The sequence below is a fragment of the Paracoccus sp. S1E-3 genome, assembly GCF_013868135.1.
In the GTDB taxonomy this organism is placed as follows: domain Bacteria; phylum Pseudomonadota; class Alphaproteobacteria; order Rhodobacterales; family Rhodobacteraceae; genus Paracoccus.
Window position 1 is genome coordinate 1,630,304 of the sequence record NZ_JACEMU010000004.1, and the last position, 23,355, is coordinate 1,653,658.

The window sequence follows — 23,355 nt, forward strand, 5'->3', positions numbered from 1 at the left end:
CCCATGTCCGCGCGTCTGGCCGCGCATGTCTGGGTCGGCGCCTATCTGCGCCGCCTGGCCCTTGCCGGCATCCCGGCCTATGTGATTCGTCACGGCGACGATACGGCGGGCGCGGTGCTGGTCAAATGCGCGACGCTGGACGGCCATGCGGCGCTGTGGCGGCGGGAATGGGATTTCGAAACCGACCTGCGCCCGTGGACGCAAATCGCCGGCGGCCCGGAACCCGAGATCGACCACACCATTCGTCGCCAGTCCGGCTTCGACCCCGATCTGTGGGTGATCGAGATCGAAAGCCGCAGCGGCGAGACCCTGCTGGACGAAGGCGGCCTGACCTAGCGCGCCGCCGGTGGCGGGTTCGCGGGCAGCGGATAGATACGACCGTCATGCCGCAGGGTGATCGTGGCCAGCGTCTCGGTGGTCTCGGCTCTGACGCAGGCGCCCCCTACGATCCGGTCGGTGCGCCGCCGCACCGTGCCCCGCAGAACGATATCCGCGGCCTCTCGGCCGGGGACAGTATCGATAGCGCGTGTCATTGTCTCGAATCGGCCCGCACAATCCAGATCCCAATCTCCGAAGGTTTGCATCACCACCAGACCCGACAGCACCGGCCGCAGCTGGTCGCCCTGCAGGTCGAACAGCGTCAGATCGGCCTGCCGAAAGGGGCTTCGCCGCGATCCGGCCGCCAGATCGCGGCGGATGCCAAAGGCCAGCCGATCATCGAACAGCCGATAGGGCGTGGTGTCCACGCGCAAGCTGGCCAGCGAAATCGCCCCGTCACGGATGAAATCCGCCAACCGCAGCCGCGCACGCGGCGCCAGACTGTCCGCTTCCAGCACCAGCAGTTCCAGATCGCCCAGACGATCATCGCCCGGCGCTGTGCCCTCGGGCCGCGTCATCGGCACCCCGACCAGCAGAAGCTCGGGATGCGCCGGCCAGCGGCGACAGAAGATGCCGTAAGGACCGCTGCCGGACAGGCTGATCCGCCGCCCCTCGATCACCACCTGAGCGTCGTCAGGCTGCGCGCCGGGCCACGCCGCCCGGACGATCTCTGCCGCGCGCCCGTCGCAGCCATGCGCGGCGGTGGCCAGCGGCCACAGCGCCAATAACAGGAAAATGAGGGACCGCATCGCCATCCTCCGGTCGTGTCACCGCAGCCTGCCACGAAACCCCGGCATGAAAAAGCCGCCGAGGCCCGACGGCCCCGGCGGCGTTCAGACCGGCTGTGCGGTCTTATTTCGGCATCTGCGCCGCGGCCTGCTCCACCATCGAGGCAAGCTGTCCGCACAGCGCCTTCACATCGGTGTTCTGCGCGGTGGCGGCGTCGGCCAGGGTCTGTTCGACCCCCATGGCGCTGACGGTGCCTTCCTTGCCCTTGGCATAGGCGGCATCGACGGTTTCCTGGTTCTGCGCCGCCGGGACCATCTCGATCATCTTGGCCTGAATATCGACCGCGGTGCCTTCGATATGCCCCTCGGCCTGACAGTATTCCAGAATGCCCAGCTGGTTCTTCGCGGCCGCCGCGGCGGCATCGGGATCGGGCGCCGCCGTCTGGGCGAAGGCTGCGGTGCCGGCGAGCGCCAGCGACAGGGTCAGAATGGACGTCTTCAACATGGATATACCTCTATCATCCAAGGGAATCGCAAAGGTAACGCCGGGCGCGCGCCCAAGGTTCATATGGTTTCGAACAGTCCGGCCGGATCGGTGAAAAAATGCCGATCCGCCGACCCGCCCTCCGTTGGACAGGTCAGTCCTGCTGTCGATTTGCCCTGCCCTTCACCTGGGCCGCGCGCTAACGTCGCGGCCATGTCGTCACTGCCGCAAGCCACTGATTCGCCGAAAGGCTATGCCTTTGCTCTGGGCGCCTACCTGCTCTGGGGGTTGCTGCCGCTTTACATGAAGGCGATGGCACATATCCCCCCGTCCGAGGTGATCGCCCACCGCGTCATCTGGTCGCTTCCGATCGCCTCGGGGGTGCTGCTGTATCAGCGCCGCACCAGCGACATCCGTGCCGCCATCACCCGGCCGCGCCTGCTGGCCATGGCCGCGCTGACGGCGGCGCTGATCAGCGTGAACTGGCTGATCTATGTCTGGTCCATCGGCAACGGCCATGCGCTGGAAGCGGCGCTGGGGTATTACATCAATCCGCTGTTTTCGGTCTGCCTCGCCGCGTTTCTGCTGGGCGAGCGGCTGACGCGGATGCAATGGATCGCCATCGCCATTGCCGCCGCCGCGGTGGTGCTCCTCACGGTCGAGGCGGGGCGGCTGCCCGCCGTGGCCGTTGGCCTGACCCTCTCCTGGGGCTTCTATGCCTTCTTCAAGCGCAGCCTGCCGCTGGGTCCCAACCAGGGCTTCACGCTCGAGGTGATGCTGCTGACGCTGCCGGCCATCGCCTATCTGGTCTGGCTGACCAGTCAGGGCCAGGGCCATTTCGGCAAGAACTGGCGCGACACGCTGCTGCTGATCGGCTGCGGACCGGTCACCGCGATTCCGCTGATGTTCTATGCCAATGGCGCCAAGCTGCTGCGGCTGTCGACCATCGGCATCCTGCAATACATCACCCCGACCATGGTGTTCCTGATCGCCGTCTGGCTGTTCGGCGAACCGTTCGAGGGCGCCAAGCGCATCGCCTTCCCGATGATCTGGCTGGCGCTGGTGATCTATTCGGCGACGCTGATCCAGTCCGCCCGCGCCCGCCGCCGCGCTGCCCAGATGGAAACCAGCCTGCGCCCCGAATAGCGCGCGGCGCATGACCTATGTCCTGATCGCCATCGCCGTGCTGCTGGTCTGGTTCGCGACCCTGCTCGCCGGCTTTCGACTGGTGGACCGGCAGATCGACGATCCCGAATCGCCGCAGGGCCAGCGGGAACGGACCTTCAGCTACGTCTTCATCGGCCTCGGCATGGGCTTCGTGTTGTGGAACAGCATCGATCCGCTGACCGCGCTTGGCTATCGGATCGACAATATCCGCCCCCTGGCCGCCCAATGCCGCGCGGCGGAAAATGCCGAGGCATGCGCCAGGCTTGCTCGGATCTATCGCGATGGGGTCTCCGGCGCCTGCGCCCTGCATACCGATGTCATCCGGCGGGAATGCGTGCTGGTCGCGCCCAATGCGACCAGGGCCGAGGAGTTTACCCGCCGCAGCTGCGCCGCCGGCCGGACCGAAAGCTGCCTGCGTGCGCTGCCGCCGCCCGACAGCTTCAGGCCGTTGCAGCCGGTCAAGCTGCGCTGCCAGCAGGGCGAGATGCTGGCCTGCGACGATTATCTTGCGCAATTTCCGCTGACCCCGCTGGACGATCTGCTGCCCGAGGCGCGGATTCAGGCGCTTTGCCATGCCGGCAATGCCTCGGTCTGCCTGCGCAGCGCGCGGGACGAGTTGCTGCGCTCCGTCCCCGCCCGATCCGACCAACCCGTGCCGCCTTGGCCTGATCGCTTCCAGATCGAGGCGCAGGGTCTTGGCAGCTATGTCGGCGCCAGCCCGTCGCAGATCCTCGCGGCGACAGCGCTGCTGAAAATGGCCGAGAACATTACTCTGGCGCGCGATTTCATCCGGCCCGGCAGCGACATCGCCATGACCCTGCGCGCCCAGATCGCCGACATCGCCCTGCCCGGCCTGTCCGAGGGCGCGTCGTTCTAGCCGACCGGCCGCGCCTCGATCACCACGAAGGCCTGCGCCCAGGGGTGGTCGTCGGTCAGGGTGACATGGACGATGGCCTCGTGCCCCGGCGGGGTCATCTTCGCCAGCCGCTCGGCCGCCCAGCCGGTCAGGGACATCACCGGCTGGCCGGTCCTGAGATTCGACACCGCCATGTCCTTCCAGCTGATCCCCATCGCCAGCCCGGTGCCAAGCGCCTTTGAACAGGCCTCTTTCGCTGCCCAACGCTTGGCCAGCGTCCCGGCCTCGTCCTTGCGCCGCGCCGCCTTGGCGAGTTCGACGGGCGTGAAAACGCGGTTGCGAAAGCGGTCGCCATGACGGTTCAACACCCCCTGAATCCGGTCGATATTCGCCAGATCTGTGCCGATGCCGAGGATCATTCCGCCCTCATCCCGGCGGTGATCCTGCCCGAGGACTGGTCGACCGTCACCGTCAATTCGCGCTGAACAGCAGCCCCGTTGACGGGGTCATAGGCCTCGACCGGCATGGCCAGCACCAGTCCGCGCGCCGCGTCATAGCTGGCCTCGCGTGCGCCGAAATCGAGGTTCAGAAAGCCCGTGGGCCGACCGCCACCCCCCGACAGCGACACGACCTTGCACTGGCGACCGCCCGTTTCGTCCAAAGGCGGCGAGATCACCAGCAGGTGCAGCGCCGCCGCCGCCGGTTCCATCGTGTCCAGCACGGCGACACGGATCCGGCCCTCGGCATAGGTGGCAATGTGGTCCTCCCACGGCTCGGGCAGGTATTCGGCCAGGGTCCAGTCGCCGCAATCGCCCACCGATTGCGCCGCCGCGGGTGCGGCCAGCAGCAGCGCGGCAAGCGCCAGCTTCACGCGCGGGCCTCGTCCATCAGGCGGCGCATCTCGCGGATGGCCGCGGGCAGGCCGATGAAGACAGACTCGGCGATCAGGAAATGGCCGATGTTCAGCTCGGCGATTTCGGGGATGGCGGCGATGGGGGCGACATTGTCGAAGGTCAGGCCGTGGCCGGCATGGACCTCCAGCCCCAGCGAGGCGGCGAGGGCCGCGCCCTCGCGGATGGCGGCCAGTTCGGCGTCGCGTTCGCGGGTCCGTCCTTCGGTGTCGAAATCGCAATAGGCGCCGGTATGCAGTTCCACCACTGCCGCCCCGATCCGGGCCGAGGCGCGGATCTGCTCGGGCTGATGCCCGATGAACATCGACACCCTGCTGCCCGCCTCGCGCAGCGGCGCGATATAGCGGGCAAGCGCCTCCTCGTTCCCGGCCACATCGAGGCCGCCTTCGGTGGTGCGTTCCTCGCGCTTTTCGGGGACCAGACAGATGGCATGGGGTTTGTGGCGCAGGGCGATGGTCTGCATCTCTGCGGTCGCCGCCATTTCAAGGTTCAGGGGCAGGCGCAGCCCTTCCATCAGCGCGTCGATATCGGTGTCGGTGATGTGGCGGCGGTCCTCGCGCAGATGGGCGGTGATGCCGTCGGCCCCCGCCTCCTGCGCCAGCAGGGCGGCGCGCAGCGGATCGGGCCAGGGCGTGCCGCGGGCGTTGCGGATCGTCGCCACGTGGTCGATATTGACGCCAAGTCTCAGCATGTCGGCACCTCCTGCAACGCTATCCTAAAGCGGCGCCGGCGGGGCGGCCAGTCCCGTCGCGGTGATCCACCAATCCCCAGGCCCGGTGCCGATCCGGTAAGCCGCCAGCCCGGCGGCGGCGGCATCGGCGAAGATCCCGAAGCAGGTCGCCCCCGATCCCGACATCCGCGCCAGCAACGCGCCCTCGGCCCGCAGCGCGGCCAGAACATCGCTGACCGCCGGACACAGCGCTTCCGCCGCGGGCTGAAGATCGTTGCGGCAGGCGGACAGGTAATCCACCAGCCCGGCCAGATCGAAGCGGTCGGGCATCGGCGGCAGCGGCGGATTATCCTTCTGCGCCAGCGCCTTGAAGATCTGCGGAGTGGAGATTCCGATGCCCGGATTGATCAGCACCAGATGCAGGTCGGGCAGCGGCGGCAGCGGGTCCAGTACTTCGCCCACGCCGCCCATCCGCAAGGGGCGCGAGGCGAGGCAGGCCGGCACATCCGCGCCCAGCCGGTCGGGACGCGCAGGCAGCGGCACGCCCATACGTGCCAGCCCGCGCAGCACGGCCGCCGCATCGGCCGAGCCGCCGCCAATGCCCGAGGCCACCGGCAGGTTCTTGGTCAGCCCGATCGTGACCTCTGCCCCGGCCAGCCGGGCGGCGTCGAGACACAGATTGTCATCAACGGGCAGTCCGGCACCGAACTGGCCGTCAATCCGCAGCGACAAGGGGCCGGGGTCCAGCCGCACCGCATCGCCCGCCGCCGCGAAGACCACCAGCGAATCCAGCAGGTGATAGCCATCGGCGCGCTGCCCGGTCACATGCAGGGCCAGGTTCAGCTTGGCCGGCGCGGCCTCCTCGACCGTCATTCGGCGGGCGGCACGTCCTCGCCGTCCTCCGGGGTTTCGGGGGGCGCGGGCGGCGGTGGCGGCGGCAGCTTGCCGCCATTGGCCTTTTCCTCGGCCAGCACCGCGTCGAGGCCGCGATCCAGCTTGGCGCGGATGCGGTAGATATCCTCTTCGGATTCGGGCTTGAAGCTGAGCGCGCGCATCCACTGGATCTCGGCCTCGCGCTTGCGCCCGACCATCCAGTAGATGTCGCCGAGATGGTCGTTCACCAGCGGATCGGTGCTCATCTCCAGCACGGCGCGTTCCTGCGGGCCCACGGCCTCGGGATACCGACCGAGGCGATACAGCGCCCAGCCCAGCGAATCGAGGATATAGCCATCGTCCGGCGACAAGTCGACCGCGCGCTGGATCAGGCGCAGCGCCTCGTCCAGGTTCTTGCCGCGATCGACATAGGAATAGCCCAGATAGTTCAGCATCTGCGCATTGTCCGGGCGCATCTTCAGCGCAGCCTTCAGATCGGCCTCGGCGCGGTCGAACTGGCCGCTGCGCTCCAGCGCGATGGCGCGGGCGTAAAGCGGGAACCACAGCGTGTTTTCATCGGTCGGATCAATCAGGGTCAGGGCCTTGTCATAGGCGGATACCGCCTCGGCCCATTTGTTCTGCTGTCGCATCAGGTCGCCGCGCGCGATCCAGGCCTCGGCCATGTCGGGACGGCTTTCGGTCAGGGCGACGGCGGCCTTTTCGGCATCCTCCGTCCGCTCGGCGCGGGCGAGGGCGTCGATCCGGCCCAGTTCGGCCAGCGGGCGCAGTTGGCCCTTGTCGCGCAGGGTGGTGAACTCGGCCTCGGCGGCGGCGAACTGGCCGGTGGCCTGCAGCATCTGCGCCACCATCAGCCGCGCATCGGCCATCTCGGGCGCGATATAGCTGGCGAGGCGGGCATGGATCAGCCCCAGCGGCGTCGGCTCCACGTCGCTGTCCAGCAGGGTGGCGAAGGTCAGGAACACCTGGGCGATGCCGTCACGGGGGCCGGTCACGAAATCGAACGGCACCTCCTCCGAGGTTTTCAGCCGTGCCAGCAGCTCGTCGGCGGCACTGTCGACGCCGATGCCGTCATCGGTGATCTGTTCCAGCAGCGCGATGGCTTCGTCCCGGCGATCCAGCTGCGCCAGCACCTGCGCCCGCGCCAACGCGCCGATCAGATTCTGCTCGGGCCTTTCGGTCTCCAACAGCTTGGCCGCGCCCTCGAAATCGCCCACCAGCGCTTTCGACAGGGCGCGGTGATACTCGACCAGACCTTCGGTCCCGCGAACCTTGCGCATCTCCAGAAAGGCGGCATCGGCATCGGCGGCCTTGCCCTGCCCCAGCAGCGCCCAGGCGCGCAGCATCCCGTCGAACAGCCGCTCGGTGCTTTCGTCCTCGGCGCGGGCCGCGTCCAGGAGGCCGATCAGCCCGGCCCAGTCTTCCTGCCGGGCCAGCTTGCTCCGCTCGACCAGGCCGACGATCTGCGAGGGCCGGGTGCCCGCATCGGCCCGCGTCATCTCGTCCGCCATCGTCACCGCGCGGTCGATCTGCCCCGAGGCCAGCAGCGACATCAGCGCGCTGTCGCTGATGAACCGCGCCGAGGGATCCTGCTTCAGCGCCCGCAGGTAGTAATTGGCGGCAGCGCCAAAGTCGCTGTCGGTCGCAGCGACGCGACCGGCCAGATAGGGACCGGCAAGACCCCTGGTCAGCGGCGCGGCGGTGCCGTCGGGCCGCATCTCGGGGGCGGCGACGCTGTCGCCGCCGCGATCGGGCCGGGGCGGCGGCGGCCTGTCGTCCTGCGCCCCCGCCGGAAGGGCGGCGGGAAGGGCGATCAGGGCGGCGAGTGCCAGCGAGTGCAGAAGGTTCATCAGCGCAATCCGGGTTTCGGTGTCGGCCCGACCCTAGCCGCGCCGCCGCCGACACGCAACGCCGCCCCGGAAACTGGGCAAAACCCCGCGATCACATGTTCGGGTAGTTCGGCCCGTCGCCCCCCTGCGGCGTCGTCCAGACAATGTTCTGCGACGGGTCCTTGATGTCGCAGGTCTTGCAATGAACGCAGTTCTGGAAATTGATCTGGAAGCGCGGGCCGTCGGCGCCCTCGATCACCTCATACACGCCCGCCGGGCAGTAACGCTGCGCGGGTTCGGCATATTCGGGCAGGTTCACCGCGATGGGCACCGAGGCATCCTTCAGCTTCAGATGCGAGGGCTGGCTTTCCTCGTGATTGGTGAAGGAATAGGCCACATTGGTCAGCCGGTCGAAGGACAGTTTCCCATCCGGGCGCGGATAGTTGATTTCCTTGAAATCCTTGGCCTTTCCGGTTGCCTGCGCATCGGTCTTGCCATGTTTCAGCGTCCCCAGCGGATTCCAGCCGGTCAGGTTCGCAACCCACATATCGAAACCGCCCAGCACCAGACTGGCGGTCAGGCCCAGCTTCGACCACAGCGGCTTGACGTTGCGGACCGGCTTCAGGTCCCTGGCGATCGGGCCGCTGCGCAGATCGGTTTCATAGGCCAGCAGTTCGTCACCCTCGCGGCCTTCGGCAATCGCGGCTGCGGCGGCATTGGCGGCGGCGATGCCCGAGAGCATGGCGTTATGGTTGCCCTTGATGCGCGGCACGTTGACCAGCCCGGCCGAACATCCCAGCAGCGCGCCGCCGGGGAAGGTCAGTTTCGGGATCGACTGCCAGCCGCCTTCACTGATGGCGCGGGCGCCGTAGGCCACGCGCTTGCCGCCTTCCAGCAGTTCGGCCACCATCGGGTGATGCTTGAAGCGCTGGAATTCCATGTAAGGATAGAGGTAGGGGTTGGCATAGTTCAGGTGGACCACGAAGCCGACCAGAACCTGATTGTTTTCCATGTGATAGATGAAGCTGCCGCCGCCGGCATTCTTGCCCAGCGGCCAGCCCATCGTGTGGGTGACGGTGCCCGGCTTGAACTTGGCCGGATCGACCTCCCAGATCTCCTTCATGCCGAGGCCGAATTTCTGCGGCTCGTGCCCGTCGGACAGCTCGTAGCGTTCCATCACCTGCTTGGACAGCGACCCGCGCACACCCTCGGCCAGCAGCACGTATTTGCCGCGCAGTTCCATGCCGGGTTCGTATTGCGGGCCGGGGGTGCCGTCGGGGTTCAGCCCCATCTCGCCGGCGATGACACCGGCCACGCGGTCGCCGTCCATCACCAGCGCCGAACAGGCCATGCCGGGGAAGATCTCGACGCCCATCGCCTCGGCCTGCTCCGCCATCCAGCGGGTGACATTGCCCATCGAGACGATGTATTTGCCGTGGTTCGACATCAGCGGCGGCATCGGCCAGTTCGGCACCCGGACCTGCCCGCCCTCACCCAGCACATAGAAATTGTCGGCGGTGACTTCCTGATGAATTGGCGCGCCCTTGTCGCGCCAATCCGGGATCAGCGCGTCCAGACCCGAGGTGTCCAGCACCGCACCCGACAGGATATGCGCCCCGATCTCGGAGCCTTTTTCCAGCACCACCACATTCAGGTCGGGGTCGATCTGCTTCAGCCGGATCGCCGCTGACAGGCCGGCCGGGCCGCCGCCGACGATGACAACGTCGAATTCCATCGACTCGCGTTCGATCTGATCTTGATCGGCCATGGCTTGCCCTCCCGCTTGCAGAATGCCTGATCCGTCCTAGCGGCTGAACCGCGCGCGGGCAATAATTACGCGGCGGTGCAGCATGACGTTAGCGGAATATTAGCGGTTCTGCGGCCAGACTTCCCCCGGCGCCCACAAGTTTGCGCGATGCTTCGCCGAATTGGCACCGCGCGGCTTGCATTGCGGGCGCGGATCGGGGAACGCTACTGACAACGGAATCGCGCACCCCTGCCATTGGCTTGGCAGGGGTTTTTCCCAACACCCGTCGCGGATCAGGCCGCGGCAACCAAAGGCAGAACGACGATGGAAAAGATCCCCATGACCCGCGGCGGCTTCGATCAGCTGGACGCAGAACTTCGCGACCTGAAAGGGACCGAGCGGCCGGCGATCATCGCCGCCATCGCCGAAGCGCGCGAACATGGCGATCTGTCGGAAAACGCCGAATACCACTCCGCCCGCGAAAAGCAGAGCTTCATCGAGGGCCGGATCAAGGAACTGGAAATCGTGCTGTCGCGGGCCGAGGTGATCGATCCGTCGAAATTCTCGGGCGCGGTCAAGTTCGGCGCCACTGTGCAATTGCTGGACGAAGATACCGAGGAGGAGAAGACCTATCAGATCGTCGGCGAACATGAGGCGAGTCTGGAAAAGGGCCTGCTGAACATGCGCTCGCCGCTGGCGCGCGCGCTGATCGGCAAGGAAGAAGGCGATGTGGTCGAGGTGCAGACCCCCGGCGGCGTGAAAAGCTACGAAATCCTGTCCGTGCGTTTCGCGTGATGTTCGAGCGGCCGGGCAGCAGCGAACGCGGGAATCGCGCACTGGTGATCGGCGCCGGGCTGACGGCGTTGTGGCTGGTGATGCTGCTGATCTTCTCGCTGACCGGCAGCGGCGCGGCTGCAGGCGCGCCGCGCTGGATCTCGGTCGTGGCCGCGCTGATGCCGCTGGGGCTGATCTGGATGGCGGTGGGTCTTGCCCGCGCCATCGACACCCTGCGGGCCGAGGCTGACGCGTTGCGCGCCCAGCTTGACCGCGAGCGTCTGATGGCGGAACCACCGCCGCGCAGTCCTGCCCCGGCCGGCCGCGCGCCGGACGCCATCGCATCAGCACCGGCCGCCCCGCGCCCCACGCCCATGCCGCGCCCCGCGCCGGCCGCGCGCCGCGCCGATCCCGCCGCAGCCGCCGCGGCCGATCCGCGCCAGACCTCGCTGGGCCTCGACACGCCCGAGCGGCTGGATCTGCCGGACGAGACGGTGATCCTGGCGCTGAACTTCCCCGACGGCCCCGAGGACGCCGCCGCCATCGCCGCCCTGCGCGAGGCGCTGCGCGACCCCGATCAGGCCCGACTGATCCGCAGCGCGCAGGATGTCGTCACCCTGCTGGCCGAACGCGGCATCATCACCGACGACCTGATCCCTGACGCCCCCGATCCCGCCGCCTGGCGCCGCTTTGGCGACGGTCAGCGCGGCCGCGCGGTCAGCGGCGTCGGCGCCATCCGCGATGCCGCCGCGCTGGAGGCCGCGACCGCCGCCATGCGCGGGGACGAGGTGTTCCGCGATGCCGTCCACCATTTCCTGCGTCTGTTTGACCGCAGCGTGACCGAGCTGATGCCACGGCTGAGCGATGACGAAATCCTGTGGCTGGCCGACACTCGCTCGGCCCGTGCTTTCATGTTGCTGGCTCGCGCCGCCGGACTGTTCGGCCAGGACGAATAGCGCGCCCGCATCGGCGCGGCGCGGCGCGCGAAAAACCTGCATCCTGTGATCACAAAACCCGGTCGGCGCTTGCACCGGCAGGCGTCAGGACTAAGGTGGGCGCAAATTTCGCAACCGCGCATCATCATGACCCAGGATTCCAACGCCCCGTCCCGGCGGGCCGCCGCGATCGAAGCCTCGCGCGCCCGTGCCCTGGCGCGGAGCCCCATGCAAAGCCTGCGCCACGGTGCCATCCAGTCGCTGCCCTTCCTGCTGGTGATGGTCCCCTTCGGCATGTTGTTCGGCGTCGTCGCCACCAATGCCGGCTTCGATCTGGCGCAGACCATGGGCTTCACCATCCTGGTGCTGGCCGGGGCGTCGCAATTCACCGCCGTTCAGCTGCTGACCGATAATGCGCCCCTGTGGCTGGTGATCCTGTCGTCGCTGGCGGTGAACCTGCGGATGGCGATGTATTCCGCGTCGCTGGTGCCGTGGCTGGGCGGGGCGTCACAGCCGGCGCGCGCCGCGGTGGCCTATGCACTGGTCGACCAGACCTATGCGCTGTCGATCGACTATTACCAGAACACCCCCAGGCTCAGCGTCGCGCAGCGGCTGGGGTATTTCTTCGGCACCGCCATCGTGATGTGCGCGGCGTGGATTTTCTTTGCCTATCTGGGCGCGACGGTCGGGCGCGCCATTCCTGACAGCGTGCCGCTGGATTTCGCGGTGCCGATCACCTTTCTGGCGATGATCGCGCCGGCGCTGCGCAGCCTGCCGCATATGGTGGCGGCGACGGTGGCGGTGATCGTGTCGCTGTTTCTGGCCGGGCTGCCGGCCGGCGTCGGGCCGATGATCGCGGCCATCCTTGCCATGCTGGCGGGATCGGCGACCGAAGTCTGGCAGATGCGCCGCAGCGGAGGCCGGGCATGAATTACAGCAATGCCGAGATCTGGTTCACCATCCTGACGCTGGGTGCGGGGACCTTCCTGTTGCGCTACAGCTTTCTGGGCGCGATCGGCAGCCGGCCAATGCCGCAATGGTTCCTGCGGATGCTGCGCTATACGGCGGTGGCGGTGCTGCCGGCGCTGGCGGCGCCGCTGGTGGTGTGGCCCGCCGCGACCCATGGCCAGACCGATCCGGCCCGGCTGGCCGCGGCGGCGGCCACGCTGATCGCGGGCTTTGTCACCCGCAATACGCTGGCCGCCATCGTTGCCGGGGCGGCCACACTGATGATCGGCTTCTACCTGTCGTAGGTGCGGATCGAGCCGTCCTTCATCCGCAGCAGGTCACCATGGACCAGGCGCGGATCGCCGTCGCGATATTCGGTCCGCTGGACGCCCGGCACGGTCACGAACCAGTTGCGCATGCGGATCGGGCTGAAGCCCCCCGGCGCGCCCTGAAAGCCCGGCACCTGCCGCAGAACCGCGCTGATCGCGTTGGCGCAGAAGGCCTTGTTGGCGGGGCCATTCGCCTCGGCGGCACGGATGGCGGCGTCGGCGACCTCTCGGGTAACTGGAACGGTGTCGACCTCGACATAGTAGCGCTCGCCCGGCAGGTCGCGGGCATGATAGTCGATATAGACGTTCCGCATCTGCGGCGAGATGCCATAGAGCACGTCGTGGCGTTCCGGTGCACGCGGATGTTCGAAGCTGCCGGCGGGATCGAAGATCACCGTCTGGCTGCCATTGATGAGCAGCGCCGAATGGCCGCCCTCGCCGCGCGGAATGCCGATCACCGTCAGAAGCGAGATCGAGGGCTGTTCGTTCGAGGTATAGCGCGCGCTGCGCACGGCCTCGTCGCTGGCCCATTTGTTATCGGCGCCGCAGGCCGCAAGCAGCAGCGGCAGCGCCAGCACAAGCAGGATACGGCGCAGCATCAGGAGTTCGACAGCGCCATGAAGACCAGCACGCCAAGGGCCAGGACGACCACCCAGGTGGCAAAACGCAGAAAGCCGTTGAAAGTCTTCTGATGCTCACGGATGTCCATCGTGCCGGGCACGTGTTGGGTGGTATCGTGTTCAGCCATGGCCTGTCCCCCTTGATGCTGAGTTTGGGTGATCCATAGCGGATCGCGCGGGCGCTGTCACGCCACGCGCCACAACTCGGCCCCATGATCGTCGGTGCCGGCGCGGGTGATGCGTTCCTGCCGCGCAAGATGGTTCAGATGTGCCATCGATTCGACCAAAGCGAGGCCGATTTCCGCCGGACCGATCGGGCGTTTGAACAACGCCGGGAAGCAGCCGACGGCGCTTTGCGGCGCGGAAGCCAGCAGCGCCACCACCCGCTCCAGCGCCGAGATGTGATTCTCGCGCATCTGGTCCAGCCGCATCGGCAGGCCGGTGAAGGGCAGCTTGTGGCCCGGCAGGACCAGATGGCGGTCCTCTGCGCGGGCGAGGAAACGGGTGCAGCTGTCCAGCCATTCGCCGACCGGATCGGCGCCCGGCTCGGTCGGGTAGACGCCGAGATTGGGCGAGATGCCGGGCAGAAGCTGATCGCCGCCGATCACCAGATCATCGTCCCGCGACCAGAAGGTCGCGTGTTCCGGCGCATGGCCGTCGCCGGTGGCCACGTCCCAGTCGCGGCCCCCGAAGCGGACCGTCTGGCCGTCCTGAAGCCGGGTGAAGCCCAGCGGAAGCGGATGCACGGTATCGGCGAAATTGAACGGCCGCTCGCCCGCGCGCTGCGCCAGCAGATCGCGCGGCATCCCGGCGGCGCGCCAGAAGGCGATGGTTTCGGGCGTCGGCGCGTCCTGCTCGTCCAGCACCAGCATCCGCGCGGTCAGCCAGGCTGTGCGGGTGGTCCAGAAGGCGGCGCCGCGTTCCATGAACCATCCCGCAAGCCCCAGATGATCGGGATGGTGATGGGTGGCGATCACCCGCTTGACCGGCTTTCCGGCCAGCGGTCCGTCCAGCAGCGTCTGCCAGATCGCCCGGGTCTTGGCCGTATCGAATCCGGTATCTACCACCGTCCAGCTGTCGCCGTCGTCCAGTGCGTAGACGTTCACATGGTCCAGCTTCATCGGCAGCGGCAGCCGCATCCACAGCACCCCCGGCGCGACCTCGATGGCGCTGCCGGGCGCGGGCGGTTCGGGCCAGGGATATGCGAGGCCCGCGCTCACCCCGCGAGGCCGAGCGCGCGGTCGCTGATCGCGTTCAGGTCGGCGACGCCGGCCCCGGCCTCGATCAGGTCGGACCGGTAGCGCGGCAGGATACGGTCGATATAGATGCGGGCCAGCAACAACTCGTCCTCGCCCCCAGCGACGGCGGCCTTGAGGTGGAAATACGCCCCCAACACACGGGCAAAGGCCGACAGGTAAGGCACCGCGGCGGCGTTGCGATCATCCATCTCGGCCTCGACCAGACGCGCGGTCGCTTCCGACATGGTCTCGGCGGCCTTCCACAGCGCCTCGACACGCTCAGGGCAGAGTTGGCTATTGGCGCGGGCGTAGTCCATGATCTCGTCCAGCAGGGTCTGGGCGGCAGCGCCGCCATCCATCATCTTGCGGCCGACCAGATCCATCGCCTGAATGCCGTTGGTGCCTTCGTAGATCGGGGTGATGCGGACATCGCGCAGATATTGGGCCGCGCCGGTTTCCTCGATATAGCCCATGCCGCCATGGACCTGCACCGCCGTATCGGCGACGCGGCAGCCGACATCGGTCCCATAGGCCTTGGCGATGGGCGTCAGAAGCGCCGCGCGCGCGGCCCAGTCGGCATCGCCGGTGGCGCTCGCCATGTCCAGGGCGGTGGCGCAGGCCAGTCCGATCGCACGGGCGGCGAAAACTTCCGCGCGCGCGGTGGCCAGCATCCGGCGCACGTCGGCATGGCGGATGATCGGGCCGAACTGCTCGCGCTCGGCGGCGTATTCGACGGCTTTCTGCAGTGCCGCCTCGGCCACGCCGACGCCCTGCATGCCGACCGCCAGCCGCGCATTGTTCATCATCGTGAACATTGCGGCCATGCCGCCATGCTCCTTGCCGATCAGCCAGCCCGTCGCGCCCTCATAGCTCATCACGCAGGTGGGCGAGCCGTGGATACCCATCTTGTGTTCCAGCGACACCACCTTCAGCGTATTCGCCTGACCGGGATTTCCGTCGTCGTCGGGCAGATATTTCGGCACCATGAACAGGCTGATGCCCTTGGTCCCTTTCACCCCGTCGGGCAGACGCGCCAGCACCGCGTGACAGGTGTTCGCGGTCACGTCGCTGTCGCCCCAGGTGATGAAGATCTTCTGCCCGGTGATCGCGAAGCTGCCATCGCCATTCGGCTCGGCCCTGGTCTTCAGCGCGCCGACATCGGAACCCGCCCCCGGCTCGGTCAGGTTCATGGTGCCGTTCCACTCGCCCGCGATCAGCTTGGGCAGATACAGGGCCTTCATCTCTTCGCTGGCGTGATGTTCCAGCGCCTCGATCTGGCCCTGGGTCAGCAGCGGGTTCAGCTGCAGCGCCAGACAGGCCCCGGCCATCATCTCGCTGACGGCCATGTTCAGCGCCTGCGGCAGGCCCGCACCGCCATATTCGGGATCGGCCGACAGCCCGATCCAGCCGCCTTCGGCAATCGCCCGGAACCCCTTGTCATAACCGGGCGGCGATCGAAGCACGCCGTTTTCCAGCCGCGCCGGCGTCTGGTCGCCGGCAATGTTCAGCGGCGCCAGCACTTCCGAGGACATGCGCCCGGCCTCGGTCAGGATGGCCTCGACCATGTCGGGCGTGGCTTCGGCATAGGTCTCGGTCGCGGCGACGGCGTCGAAGGGCACGACATGGCTGAGGATGAAGCGGAACTGATCGACGGGTGCGCGGTAGGCCATGATAACTTCCTCGCCGGGTTGCCGGAGGGGCGCGCGGCGTCTATGCAGGGTTACGTTTCTGCCAGATTACAAGGCAGATGCGATCCGGCAAGCCATCCCACCACGCGACCCTGCGTAACAGCGCGAATCCCGCCGAATGCCTGAACAGACCCGCCTGCTGACGCCCGAGGCCGAACATGTCACCTATGCCGCCATGCTGCTGGCCCAGGGCCGACTGGTCGCCATGCCGACCGAAACGGTGTACGGGCTGGCGGCGGATGCGAGAAATTCCCAAGCGATTGCAGGTATTTATGCGGCCAAGGGCCGGCCAAGCTTCAATCCGCTGATCGTTCACGCCCCGGATCTGGCGATGGCCGAGACGATTGGCGTCTTCCATGCCGACGCCCGGCGGCTGGCCGAAACCTTCTGGCCCGGCGCGCTGACGCTGGTTGTTCCGTTGCGTCAGGATGCCGGGATCGCCTCGCTGGTGACCGCCGGTCTGGACACTGTGGCGATCCGGGTCCCCGCCCATCCGGTGGCGCAGGATCTGCTGCATGCCTTCGGCGGCGTGGTGGCGGCGCCGTCGGCGAACCCGTCGGGACGGATCAGCCCGACCACGGCCGCGCATGTGATGGCGGGGCTGGACGGAAAGCTGGCCGCCATACTGGACGCCGGACCGAGCCCGGTCGGCGTCGAATCAACCATTCTCGGCTGGCAGGACGGCACGCCGGTTCTGCTGCGCCCCGGCGGCATCCCGACCGAGGCACTTGCCGCATGTCTGGGCCAGCCCCTTGGCGTCCCGTTCGCCGATCCGAACCGGCCCGCCGCACCGGGGATGCTGGCCAGCCATTACGCGCCCGGCGCCTCGGTGCGGCTGAATGCCGAAACCGCGGGACCGGACGAGTTCCTGATCGGCTTCGGCCCGGTCGCGGGCGATATCTCGCTGTCGCCCGGCGGCGATCTGGTCGAGGCGGCGGCGCATCTGTTCGAGGCGCTGCACCGCGCCGACGCCTCGGGCCGGCCCATCGCCGTCGCACCGATCCCGGATCACGGGCTGGGCATGGCGATCAACGACCGCCTGCGCCGCGCCGCCGCCCCACGCTGAAGGACGGCACCAAGGAACCGCCTTCGGACCTCAATGCAGGGGCAGCCGCACAAGGCCGCCGCATGGCAAGGCCTGCCATCCCTAACAGGCAGACGACGCGGCACCCGTCCGCTAGGCGCGCCCCGAAGCGCCCGAGAGCGAAATCGGATCCACCCCCAGCGAATGCAACGCCCGCGTCCAGGCTGCACCGGGATCGCCGAAGGCAAGGTCGGGGTCCATCTCGGCGGTCAGCCAGCCATTCGCGCGAATCTCGCTATCCAGCTGCCCCGGCCCCCAGCCGGCATAGCCGAGCGCCAGAATGGCCTGCTCGGGGCCGCGGCCCTCGGCCAGTTCGACCAGGATGTCGCGGGTGGTCGTCAGTTCCAGCCCGGACCCCACATCCATGCTGCCATCGTGCGGCGCACAGGATTTCGGGTGCAGCACGAAGCCGCGTACCGGTTCGACCGGGCCGCCGGTGCGAACGGGCAGGTCGGGGGCGTTTTCCACGTCCTCGATCCCCAGCAGGTCCAGAAGCTTGGTGAATTGCATGTTCTTCATCGGCTGGTTCAGCACTATCCCCATCGCCCCCCCGGGGGAATGGGCGCAGACCAGCACGACCGAGCGCCGAAAGCGCGGATCGCCCATGTCGGGCATGGCGATCAGGATCTTGCCGGTCAGGTCGCTGTCAGGCGTCATGTCTTGGCCTCCTGTCCCCAAGATCGGGGTTTCGGGGCGTTTCGGCAAGGGCTTGGCGAAAAGGTGATTTCAGCCCCCGACCACGCCGCGCTATGGCTATGGCCATGAAATATGCGCTGATCCTTTCCCTGCTGACCGCCCTTCCCGCCGCCGCCCAGGACCTGCCGCAAGGGCTGGAATCGGCGCGTTTCCTGCCCGGTTGGACCGATGCCGAGGGGCGCCGGGTGGCAGCGCTGGAACTGGTGCTGGAACCCGGCTGGAAGACCTATTGGCGCAGCCCCGGCGATGCCGGGCTGGCGCCGGTCTTCGACTGGAAGGGCAATAATATCGGCAAGGTCGATTTCCACTGGCCCGCGCCCGAGGTGGTGGTCTCGGGTGGGATGCGCACGCTCGGCTATCACGACCGGCTGGTGCTGCCTTTCACGGTGACGCCCGAATCGCCCGGCCAGCCGATCGGCATTTCGGCGCGTGTCACCCTCGGTCTGTGCGAAAACATCTGCATCCCGGCCGAGCTGGATCTGGTCGCCACCGCTGCCGGCCGGCAGCCCGACCCGGTGATCGAGGACGCCATCACCCGTGTCCCCCGCCCCGGCAAGGACCTGCCCGCCTGCGAGATCGGCGAGATCGAGGATGGCATGACCGTCACCCTGTCCCTGCCCGTGCCGGGGGCAGAGCTGGCCATCGAATATGCCACCGACCCCGATATCTGGGTTTCGGCCCCCGAGCTGTCCAAGGATGGCCGCGAAGTCACGGCCGATTTCGTGGCCCCCAGCGGCAAACCCTTTCCGCTGGACCCGCAAGCGGTGGTGATGACCGTGCTGGGCAAGGACAGCGCCACCGAATATCGCGGCTGCACCGCCGGTTGAGGGGAGGCATCACCCTCGACCCTCGACCCTCAAGAAACCGGCCCTGCTGAGCGTGCAAGGCCGGTCACTGTCCAGCGGTCACTGAAAGGCGTTTTGCGCTGGAACCGATCCCGCAGCCGCTCAGACGCCGAGGCACCAGCGCATGATCGCCTTCTGGGCGTGCAGGCGGTTCTCGGCCTCGTCGAAGATCACCGAATGGGGGCCGTCCATGACGGCGCTCGTCGCCTCGTCATTGCGATGGGCGGGCAGGCAATGCATGAACAGCGCATCGGGCTTGGCGCGCGCCATCAGATCCTCGTTCACCTGATAACCGCGCAGCTGGTTGTGCCGCCGCTCCTTGGCTGATTCGGGGTCGTGCATCGAGACCCAGGTATCGGTGACGACCAGATCGGCGCCTTCGACCGCCTTATGGGGATCCCGCTCAATCAGGGCCTGCACGCCTTTGGAGCGCGCGAAGCCGATCCATTCGGGTTCGGGGTCCAAGGGCATCGGGCCGGTGAAGGTGAAATCAAAGCCGAACTGGCCGGCGGCGTGCAGGAAGCTGGCGCAGACATTGTTGCCGTCGCCCGACCAGACCACCTTCTTGCCGGCAATCGGGCCGCGATGTTCTTCGTAGGTCAGCACATCGGCCATGATCTGGCAGGGATGGGTGCGGTTGGTCAGCCCGTTGATGACCGGCACGGTAGCATGTTCGGCCATCTCGTGCAGCGTCGCCTCCTCGAACGTGCGGATCATGATGAGGTCGACATAGCGCGACAGCACGCGGGCGGTGTCGGCGATGGTCTCGCCATGGCCCAGCTGCATTTCCTTGCCGGACAGCACCATGGTCTCGCCGCCCAGCTGGCGCACGCCCACATCGAAGCTGACGCGGGTGCGGGTCGAGGGCTTTTCGAAGATCAGCGCCACCATGCGGCCTTTCAGGGGCAGATCGTCGTCAGCCGTGCCCTTGGGGCGGCCATTGCGGGCGATCTTCATGGCGTGGGCATTGTCGATGATGGCGCGCAGATCGGCGGGCGAGGTGGTGTGAATATCGAGGAAGTGCTGCATCTTCATGTCTTTCGGCTGATCGGGCCAGCAAGCCCGCAGATGGCGTCGGGGTCAAGAGGGGGGGCGCTGCCCCCGCCGCGGACGCGGCTCCCCCGAGGTATTTCGGCACTGATGATGGCTTATCGTCGGCGCGTCATCACCAGCACCGGCGCGCCCTGCGCATCCTTGCGGATCACGTCGCCGTCAAATCCCGCCTTGCGACAGGCGCGGACGGCGCGGGTATTGCCGGCAACCGGGTCGAGCGCGAGAGTCGAGGCGTTGTCCAGCAGTTGATCGCCCAATTTGCGCAGCCATGCCGCGCCATGGCCGAAGCCCGAGGGGCCGGAGAACATATCGAGCCCGACCGTATCATGGGCGAGATGGGCGAATTGCGGCGCCGGCCAACGCCGGGCCGGGTAGTGCTGGACGAAGGCGATGGGGGTTTCGGCATGGGTGACGATCAGTTGGATGATCGCGGAATCGCTGAGGCGGTTGCGGATCTTCGCCACCTGCTCGCCTGCATCGGGCCACCAGCGGCTGACCTGCAATTGGGTCAGCCAGCCGGTCAGCATCGACAGGTCGTTGCCGGTGGCGCTGCGGAAGCCGTAGTCAGCCATCGAGGCTGGCCGCCGCCTTGTCGAGGCGGGCGACAGCCTCGGCAATCTCCTCATCGGTGATGGTCAGAGGGGGCAGCAGGCGCAGCGTGTTGTCGGCGGCGGCGACGGTCAGGATCTGCTGATCGTAACCCGCCTTGACCAGATCGGCGGGCGCGACCCTGGCTTTCAGCCCCAGCATCAGCCCCTGCCCGCGCACGCTTTCGAAGATGTTCGGGTGGGCGGCGACCAGCCCTTCCAGCTTCTGGCGGAACAGCGCGCCCTTGCGGGCGACCTCGGCCAGGAAGGCGGGGTCGGCCACGATCTCCATCACCCGGCTGCCCACCGCGCAGGCCAGCGGGTTGCCGCCATAGGTCGAGCCATGGCTGCCCACGACCATGCCCGAGGCCGCCTTGGCCGTCGCCAGCACCGCCCCCAGGGGGAAACCGCCGCCGATGCCCTTGGCGACCATCATGATGTCGGGGGTGATGCCCGCCCATTCATGTGCGAACAACCGGCCGGTGCGGCCCATGCCGGACTGCACCTCGTCGAGGATCAGCAGCGCGCCTGTGGCATCGCAGAGCGCACGGATTTCCTTCAGATCGGTATCGGGCAGCGGCCGGATGCCGCCCTCGCCCTGAAGGGGCTCCAGCATGACCGCGCAGGTCCTGTCGCTGATGGCGGCGCGCAGCGCCTCCATGTCGCCCCAGGGCAATTGCTTGAAGCCGGGCATCAGCGGGCCGAAGCCCTTGACCATCTTTTCCGACCCAGCCGCCGCGATGGCTCCGGTCGAGCGGCCGTGGAAAGCGCCCTCGAAGGTGAGGATTTCCACCCGCTCGGGCTGGCCCTGATGGTCCCAGTATTTGCGGGCCATCTTGATGGCCAGTTCCGCCGCCTCGGTCCCGGAATTGGTGAAGAAGACGGTATCGGCGAAAGTGCTGTCGACCAGAAGCGTGGCCAGCCGCTCCTGCTGGGGGATCCTGTAGAGGTTCGAGACATGCCAGATCTTGCCCGCCTGTTCGGTCAGCGCCGCGACCAGATCGGGGTTCGCGTGGCCAAGCGCATTGACCGCGATGCCCGCGCCCAGATCCAGATATCGGGTGCCGTCCTCGGCAATGGCCCAGACGCCTTCGCCACGGTCGAAGGACAGCGGCGCGCGGTTATAGGTCGGCAGGACATGCGGAAATTCGGACATGGACAGGCTCCGGTTTGGAAGTTGGCCTTGGATATGCAGGGATTGCCCGTTGGACCGCCGGACATGCGGAATCGCGCGCCTCAGCGGCGTCGGGGACGGGCGGACAGGGCAAGCCGTGCGATCATGGCGATTTCATCGGATAATTCGGACGCGACGGCAAGCGATATTTTGAACCGCCGCACCTGGCCGGCCAGATGATTCCGGCTGGCGTCCATGCTATGCTGTCGACAGTCCCAAGAAGGTCGGCACCATGTCCGCGCCTGCAATTCGCCCCGCAAACGTGAATGACGCGGCCTTCCTGCTGCCGCTGGTCGATGCGGCGGGCGAAGGCATTCCCGCCTATGTCTGGTCCACCATGGCCGCGCCGGGTCAGGATCCGCGCGAAATCGGCATGGCCCGGATCGGCGGCAACAGCGCCGCCGTTTCATGGCGCAATGCCTGGGTGGCGGAACTGGATGCGGTGCCGGCGGGCTGCCTGTTCACCTATGCCCAGCCCGAACGACCCGAGCCGGTCCCCGCGGATCTGCCACCGATCTTCGTCCCCCTGCAGGAGCTGGAAAATGAGGCGCCGGCGACGGGCTATGTCTATATTCTGGCTACCCATCCCGACATGCAGGGGCGCGGTGTCGGCCGTGCACTGCTGCGATTTGCCGAGCGCTGGCGCGGCCCGCGCGGCATGAGCCTGATCGTCGCCGACAACAATCTGCCGGCCATAGGGCTTTACCAGTCCGAAGGCTATCAGGTTGCGGCGCAGCGCCGGATCGTCACCAATGGTTGGCGGACGAAGGGACAGAACTGGCTTCTGATGTTGAAGCCCTAGGCGCGATCACGGCTTCAGCCGGTATCCCGTGCGCAGCAACCACCATGCGATGCCGCAAACCGCCAACGTGACCCCGCCGCAGACCGCGAATCCCAGCACGGGGCTGGAATCACTGACCCCGGTGAAGCCGTAACGCGCGCCGTCGATCAGATAGAAGATCGGGTTGGCGTGGCTAAGCGCGCGGAAGAATGGCGGCAGCGCATCGATGGAATAGAAGGTGCCCGACAGGAAGCTGAGCGGCGTGACGATGAAATTCGAAATCGCCGCCATCTGGTCGAATTTCTGCGCCAGAATCCCCCCGATCAGCCCCAGCCCCCCCATCAGCAGCGCGCCGAGCAGGATGAAGCCGGCGGCGATCAGCGGATGCTGCGGCAGCTGCCCGATCAGCAGCACCATGCCCGCGCCGATCACCAGCGCCACCAGCCCCGCCCGCGCCACCGCTCCGGTCAGATAACCGGTCAGGATCTCGCCCGCCGACAGCGGCGGCATCAGCGTATCGACGATATTGCCCTGCATCTTGGCGCTGATGATGCTGGATGAGGTATTGGCAAAGGCGTTCTGGATCACCGACATCATCAGGATGCCCGGCCCCAGAAAGGCCAGATAGGGCAGGCCCATCACCTGACGGTCGCCGCGGCCGAGCGCGACGGAAAACACGATCACGAACAGCCCGGCCGTCATCAGGGGCGCGAAGACGGTCTGTTGCCAGACGGCCATGAAGCGCATGATCTCGCGGCGCGATAACGTATACAGACCAAGCCAGTTCACCCGTCCGAAACGGCGCGCCCCCATGGAACGGTATGGCACCGGATTGGATTCAGTCATGGCGGGCTTCTTGAATTGGCAGGCGTGGCAGGATATTTCTTGGCATTCCCCGGTGTGACCGGGCATGTCAGAAAATGCAAGATGGGGCGGGCGACC

General features: G+C 67.3%; 27 protein-coding genes. 10 read left to right on the plus strand and 17 right to left on the minus strand.

The features are described from left to right. Positions 1-3 precede the first annotated feature (3 nt). Positions 4-336: a DUF1491 family protein gene (locus H1S04_RS08100; protein ID WP_181744990.1), complete on the plus strand. Its 333-nt coding sequence runs from the start codon at positions 4-6 to the stop codon at positions 334-336. Here H1S04_RS08100 and H1S04_RS08105 read toward each other — a convergent pair. Further along, on the minus strand, positions 333-1,127 hold the full coding sequence (locus H1S04_RS08105; RefSeq protein WP_181744991.1) for a hypothetical protein: 795 nt from the start codon (positions 1,125-1,127) through the stop codon (positions 333-335). The genes H1S04_RS08100 and H1S04_RS08105 overlap by 4 nt on opposite strands. Before the next feature lie 103 nt (positions 1,128-1,230). Continuing rightward, positions 1,231-1,611 carry a pore-forming ESAT-6 family protein gene (locus H1S04_RS08110; protein WP_181744992.1) on the minus strand — a complete coding sequence of 127 codons (381 nt, stop codon included), beginning with the start codon at positions 1,609-1,611 and terminating at the stop codon, positions 1,231-1,233. A gap of 192 nt (positions 1,612-1,803) precedes the next feature. Between H1S04_RS08110 and rarD the strand changes: the two genes are divergently transcribed. Together rarD and H1S04_RS08120 are read left to right on the plus strand one after the other, a co-directional pair. Further along, a complete protein-coding gene (gene rarD / locus H1S04_RS08115; RefSeq protein WP_181744993.1) occupies positions 1,804-2,736 on the plus strand; it encodes an EamA family transporter RarD in 933 nt (310 codons plus the stop codon). Between the two features lie 10 nt (positions 2,737-2,746). Next, on the plus strand, positions 2,747-3,634 hold the full coding sequence (locus H1S04_RS08120) for a hypothetical protein (protein WP_181744994.1): 888 nt from the start codon (positions 2,747-2,749) through the stop codon (positions 3,632-3,634). On the opposite strand, the gene acpS is transcribed toward H1S04_RS08120, so the two are convergent. From acpS to H1S04_RS08150, 6 genes are all read right to left on the minus strand, one after another. Beyond that, entirely contained in the window at positions 3,631-4,032 is a 402-nt protein-coding gene (gene acpS / locus H1S04_RS08125; protein ID WP_181744995.1) for a holo-ACP synthase, read from the minus strand. The two genes, H1S04_RS08120 and acpS, sit on opposite strands and share 4 nt — an antisense overlap. Continuing rightward, a complete protein-coding gene (locus tag H1S04_RS08130; RefSeq protein ID WP_181744996.1) occupies positions 4,029-4,484 on the minus strand; it encodes a hypothetical protein in 456 nt (151 codons plus the stop codon). Before H1S04_RS08130 ends, acpS begins: the two co-directional genes overlap by 4 nt. Then, positions 4,481-5,215, minus strand: coding sequence for a pyridoxine 5'-phosphate synthase (locus tag H1S04_RS08135; protein WP_181744997.1), 735 nt, complete (start codon positions 5,213-5,215; stop codon positions 4,481-4,483). Before H1S04_RS08135 ends, H1S04_RS08130 begins: the two co-directional genes overlap by 4 nt. A 24-nt stretch (positions 5,216-5,239) precedes the next feature. Continuing rightward, positions 5,240-6,067 carry a 4-(cytidine 5'-diphospho)-2-C-methyl-D-erythritol kinase gene (locus H1S04_RS08140; protein WP_181744998.1) on the minus strand — a complete coding sequence of 276 codons (828 nt, stop codon included), beginning with the start codon at positions 6,065-6,067 and terminating at the stop codon, positions 5,240-5,242. Beyond that, a complete protein-coding gene (locus H1S04_RS08145) occupies positions 6,064-7,935 on the minus strand; it encodes a tetratricopeptide repeat protein (RefSeq protein WP_181744999.1) in 1,872 nt (623 codons plus the stop codon). The genes H1S04_RS08140 and H1S04_RS08145 overlap by 4 nt, the downstream gene beginning before the upstream one ends. 91 nt (positions 7,936-8,026) lie before the next feature. Continuing rightward, a complete protein-coding gene (locus H1S04_RS08150) occupies positions 8,027-9,682 on the minus strand; it encodes an electron transfer flavoprotein-ubiquinone oxidoreductase (RefSeq protein WP_181745000.1) in 1,656 nt (551 codons plus the stop codon). A gap of 303 nt (positions 9,683-9,985) precedes the next feature. Here H1S04_RS08150 and greA point away from each other — a divergent pair, with 303 nt between their 5' ends. From greA to H1S04_RS08170, 4 genes are all read left to right on the plus strand, one after another. Continuing rightward, positions 9,986-10,456: a transcription elongation factor GreA gene (gene greA / locus H1S04_RS08155; protein ID WP_181745001.1), complete on the plus strand. Its 471-nt coding sequence runs from the start codon at positions 9,986-9,988 to the stop codon at positions 10,454-10,456. After that, positions 10,456-11,391, plus strand: coding sequence for a hypothetical protein (locus tag H1S04_RS08160; RefSeq protein WP_181745002.1), 936 nt, complete (start codon positions 10,456-10,458; stop codon positions 11,389-11,391). The genes greA and H1S04_RS08160 overlap by 1 nt, the downstream gene beginning before the upstream one ends. Positions 11,392-11,517: 126 nt before the next feature. Then, on the plus strand, positions 11,518-12,300 hold the full coding sequence (locus H1S04_RS08165; protein WP_181745003.1) for an AzlC family ABC transporter permease: 783 nt from the start codon (positions 11,518-11,520) through the stop codon (positions 12,298-12,300). Beyond that, positions 12,297-12,623 (plus strand): AzlD domain-containing protein, encoded by a 327-nt coding sequence (locus tag H1S04_RS08170; protein ID WP_181745004.1) that lies wholly within the window; start codon positions 12,297-12,299, stop codon positions 12,621-12,623. The genes H1S04_RS08165 and H1S04_RS08170 overlap by 4 nt, the downstream gene beginning before the upstream one ends. Here H1S04_RS08170 and H1S04_RS08175 read toward each other — a convergent pair. From H1S04_RS08175 to H1S04_RS08190, 4 genes are read right to left on the minus strand one after another with little or no spacing between them, the layout of a single operon-like run. Next, a complete protein-coding gene (locus tag H1S04_RS08175) occupies positions 12,611-13,246 on the minus strand; it encodes a hypothetical protein (RefSeq protein WP_181745005.1) in 636 nt (211 codons plus the stop codon). The genes H1S04_RS08170 and H1S04_RS08175 overlap by 13 nt on opposite strands. Further along, a complete protein-coding gene (locus tag H1S04_RS08180; RefSeq protein WP_181745006.1) occupies positions 13,246-13,395 on the minus strand; it encodes an aa3-type cytochrome c oxidase subunit IV in 150 nt (49 codons plus the stop codon). The genes H1S04_RS08175 and H1S04_RS08180 overlap by 1 nt, the downstream gene beginning before the upstream one ends. A gap of 57 nt (positions 13,396-13,452) precedes the next feature. Further along, on the minus strand, positions 13,453-14,487 hold the full coding sequence (locus H1S04_RS08185; RefSeq protein ID WP_298946990.1) for an MBL fold metallo-hydrolase: 1,035 nt from the start codon (positions 14,485-14,487) through the stop codon (positions 13,453-13,455). Then, positions 14,484-16,175: an acyl-CoA dehydrogenase gene (locus tag H1S04_RS08190; RefSeq protein ID WP_181745007.1), complete on the minus strand. Its 1,692-nt coding sequence runs from the start codon at positions 16,173-16,175 to the stop codon at positions 14,484-14,486. The genes H1S04_RS08185 and H1S04_RS08190 overlap by 4 nt, the downstream gene beginning before the upstream one ends. Positions 16,176-16,311: 136 nt before the next feature. Between H1S04_RS08190 and H1S04_RS08195 the strand changes: the two genes are divergently transcribed. Beyond that, positions 16,312-17,259: an L-threonylcarbamoyladenylate synthase gene (locus H1S04_RS08195; RefSeq protein WP_181745008.1), complete on the plus strand. Its 948-nt coding sequence runs from the start codon at positions 16,312-16,314 to the stop codon at positions 17,257-17,259. A 111-nt stretch (positions 17,260-17,370) separates the two neighbouring features. Here the strand turns inward: H1S04_RS08195 and H1S04_RS08200 are convergent, their stop codons facing one another. Beyond that, the gene (locus H1S04_RS08200; RefSeq protein ID WP_181745009.1) at positions 17,371-17,934 is read right to left on the minus strand and encodes a YqgE/AlgH family protein; all 564 of its coding nucleotides are present in this window, start codon (positions 17,932-17,934) and stop codon (positions 17,371-17,373) included. Positions 17,935-18,038: 104 nt separating this feature from the next. Between H1S04_RS08200 and H1S04_RS08205 the strand changes: the two genes are divergently transcribed. Further along, positions 18,039-18,800, plus strand: coding sequence for a protein-disulfide reductase DsbD domain-containing protein (locus H1S04_RS08205; protein ID WP_181745010.1), 762 nt, complete (start codon positions 18,039-18,041; stop codon positions 18,798-18,800). A 120-nt stretch (positions 18,801-18,920) separates the two neighbouring features. On the opposite strand, the gene argF is transcribed toward H1S04_RS08205, so the two are convergent. The 3 genes from argF to H1S04_RS08220 all read right to left on the minus strand — a co-directional run bounded on the left by argF (position 18,921) and on the right by H1S04_RS08220 (position 21,614). Beyond that, positions 18,921-19,847: an ornithine carbamoyltransferase gene (gene argF / locus H1S04_RS08210; RefSeq protein ID WP_181745441.1), complete on the minus strand. Its 927-nt coding sequence runs from the start codon at positions 19,845-19,847 to the stop codon at positions 18,921-18,923. Positions 19,848-19,966: 119 nt separating this feature from the next. Continuing rightward, positions 19,967-20,443 carry a GNAT family N-acetyltransferase gene (locus H1S04_RS08215; RefSeq protein ID WP_181745011.1) on the minus strand — a complete coding sequence of 159 codons (477 nt, stop codon included), beginning with the start codon at positions 20,441-20,443 and terminating at the stop codon, positions 19,967-19,969. Continuing rightward, positions 20,436-21,614, minus strand: coding sequence for an aspartate aminotransferase family protein (locus H1S04_RS08220; RefSeq protein ID WP_181745012.1), 1,179 nt, complete (start codon positions 21,612-21,614; stop codon positions 20,436-20,438). Before H1S04_RS08220 ends, H1S04_RS08215 begins: the two co-directional genes overlap by 8 nt. A 250-nt stretch (positions 21,615-21,864) precedes the next feature. Here H1S04_RS08220 and H1S04_RS08225 point away from each other — a divergent pair, with 250 nt between their 5' ends. Further along, complete coding sequence (locus H1S04_RS08225) at positions 21,865-22,434, plus strand: GNAT family N-acetyltransferase (RefSeq protein WP_181745013.1); 570 nt, start codon at positions 21,865-21,867, stop codon at positions 22,432-22,434. 6 nt (positions 22,435-22,440) lie between these two features. Here the strand turns inward: H1S04_RS08225 and H1S04_RS08230 are convergent, their stop codons facing one another. Continuing rightward, positions 22,441-23,259, minus strand: a complete 819-nt coding sequence (locus H1S04_RS08230) for an ABC transporter permease (RefSeq protein ID WP_181745014.1) — start codon at positions 23,257-23,259, stop codon at positions 22,441-22,443. Positions 23,260-23,355: the final 96 nt, after the last annotated feature.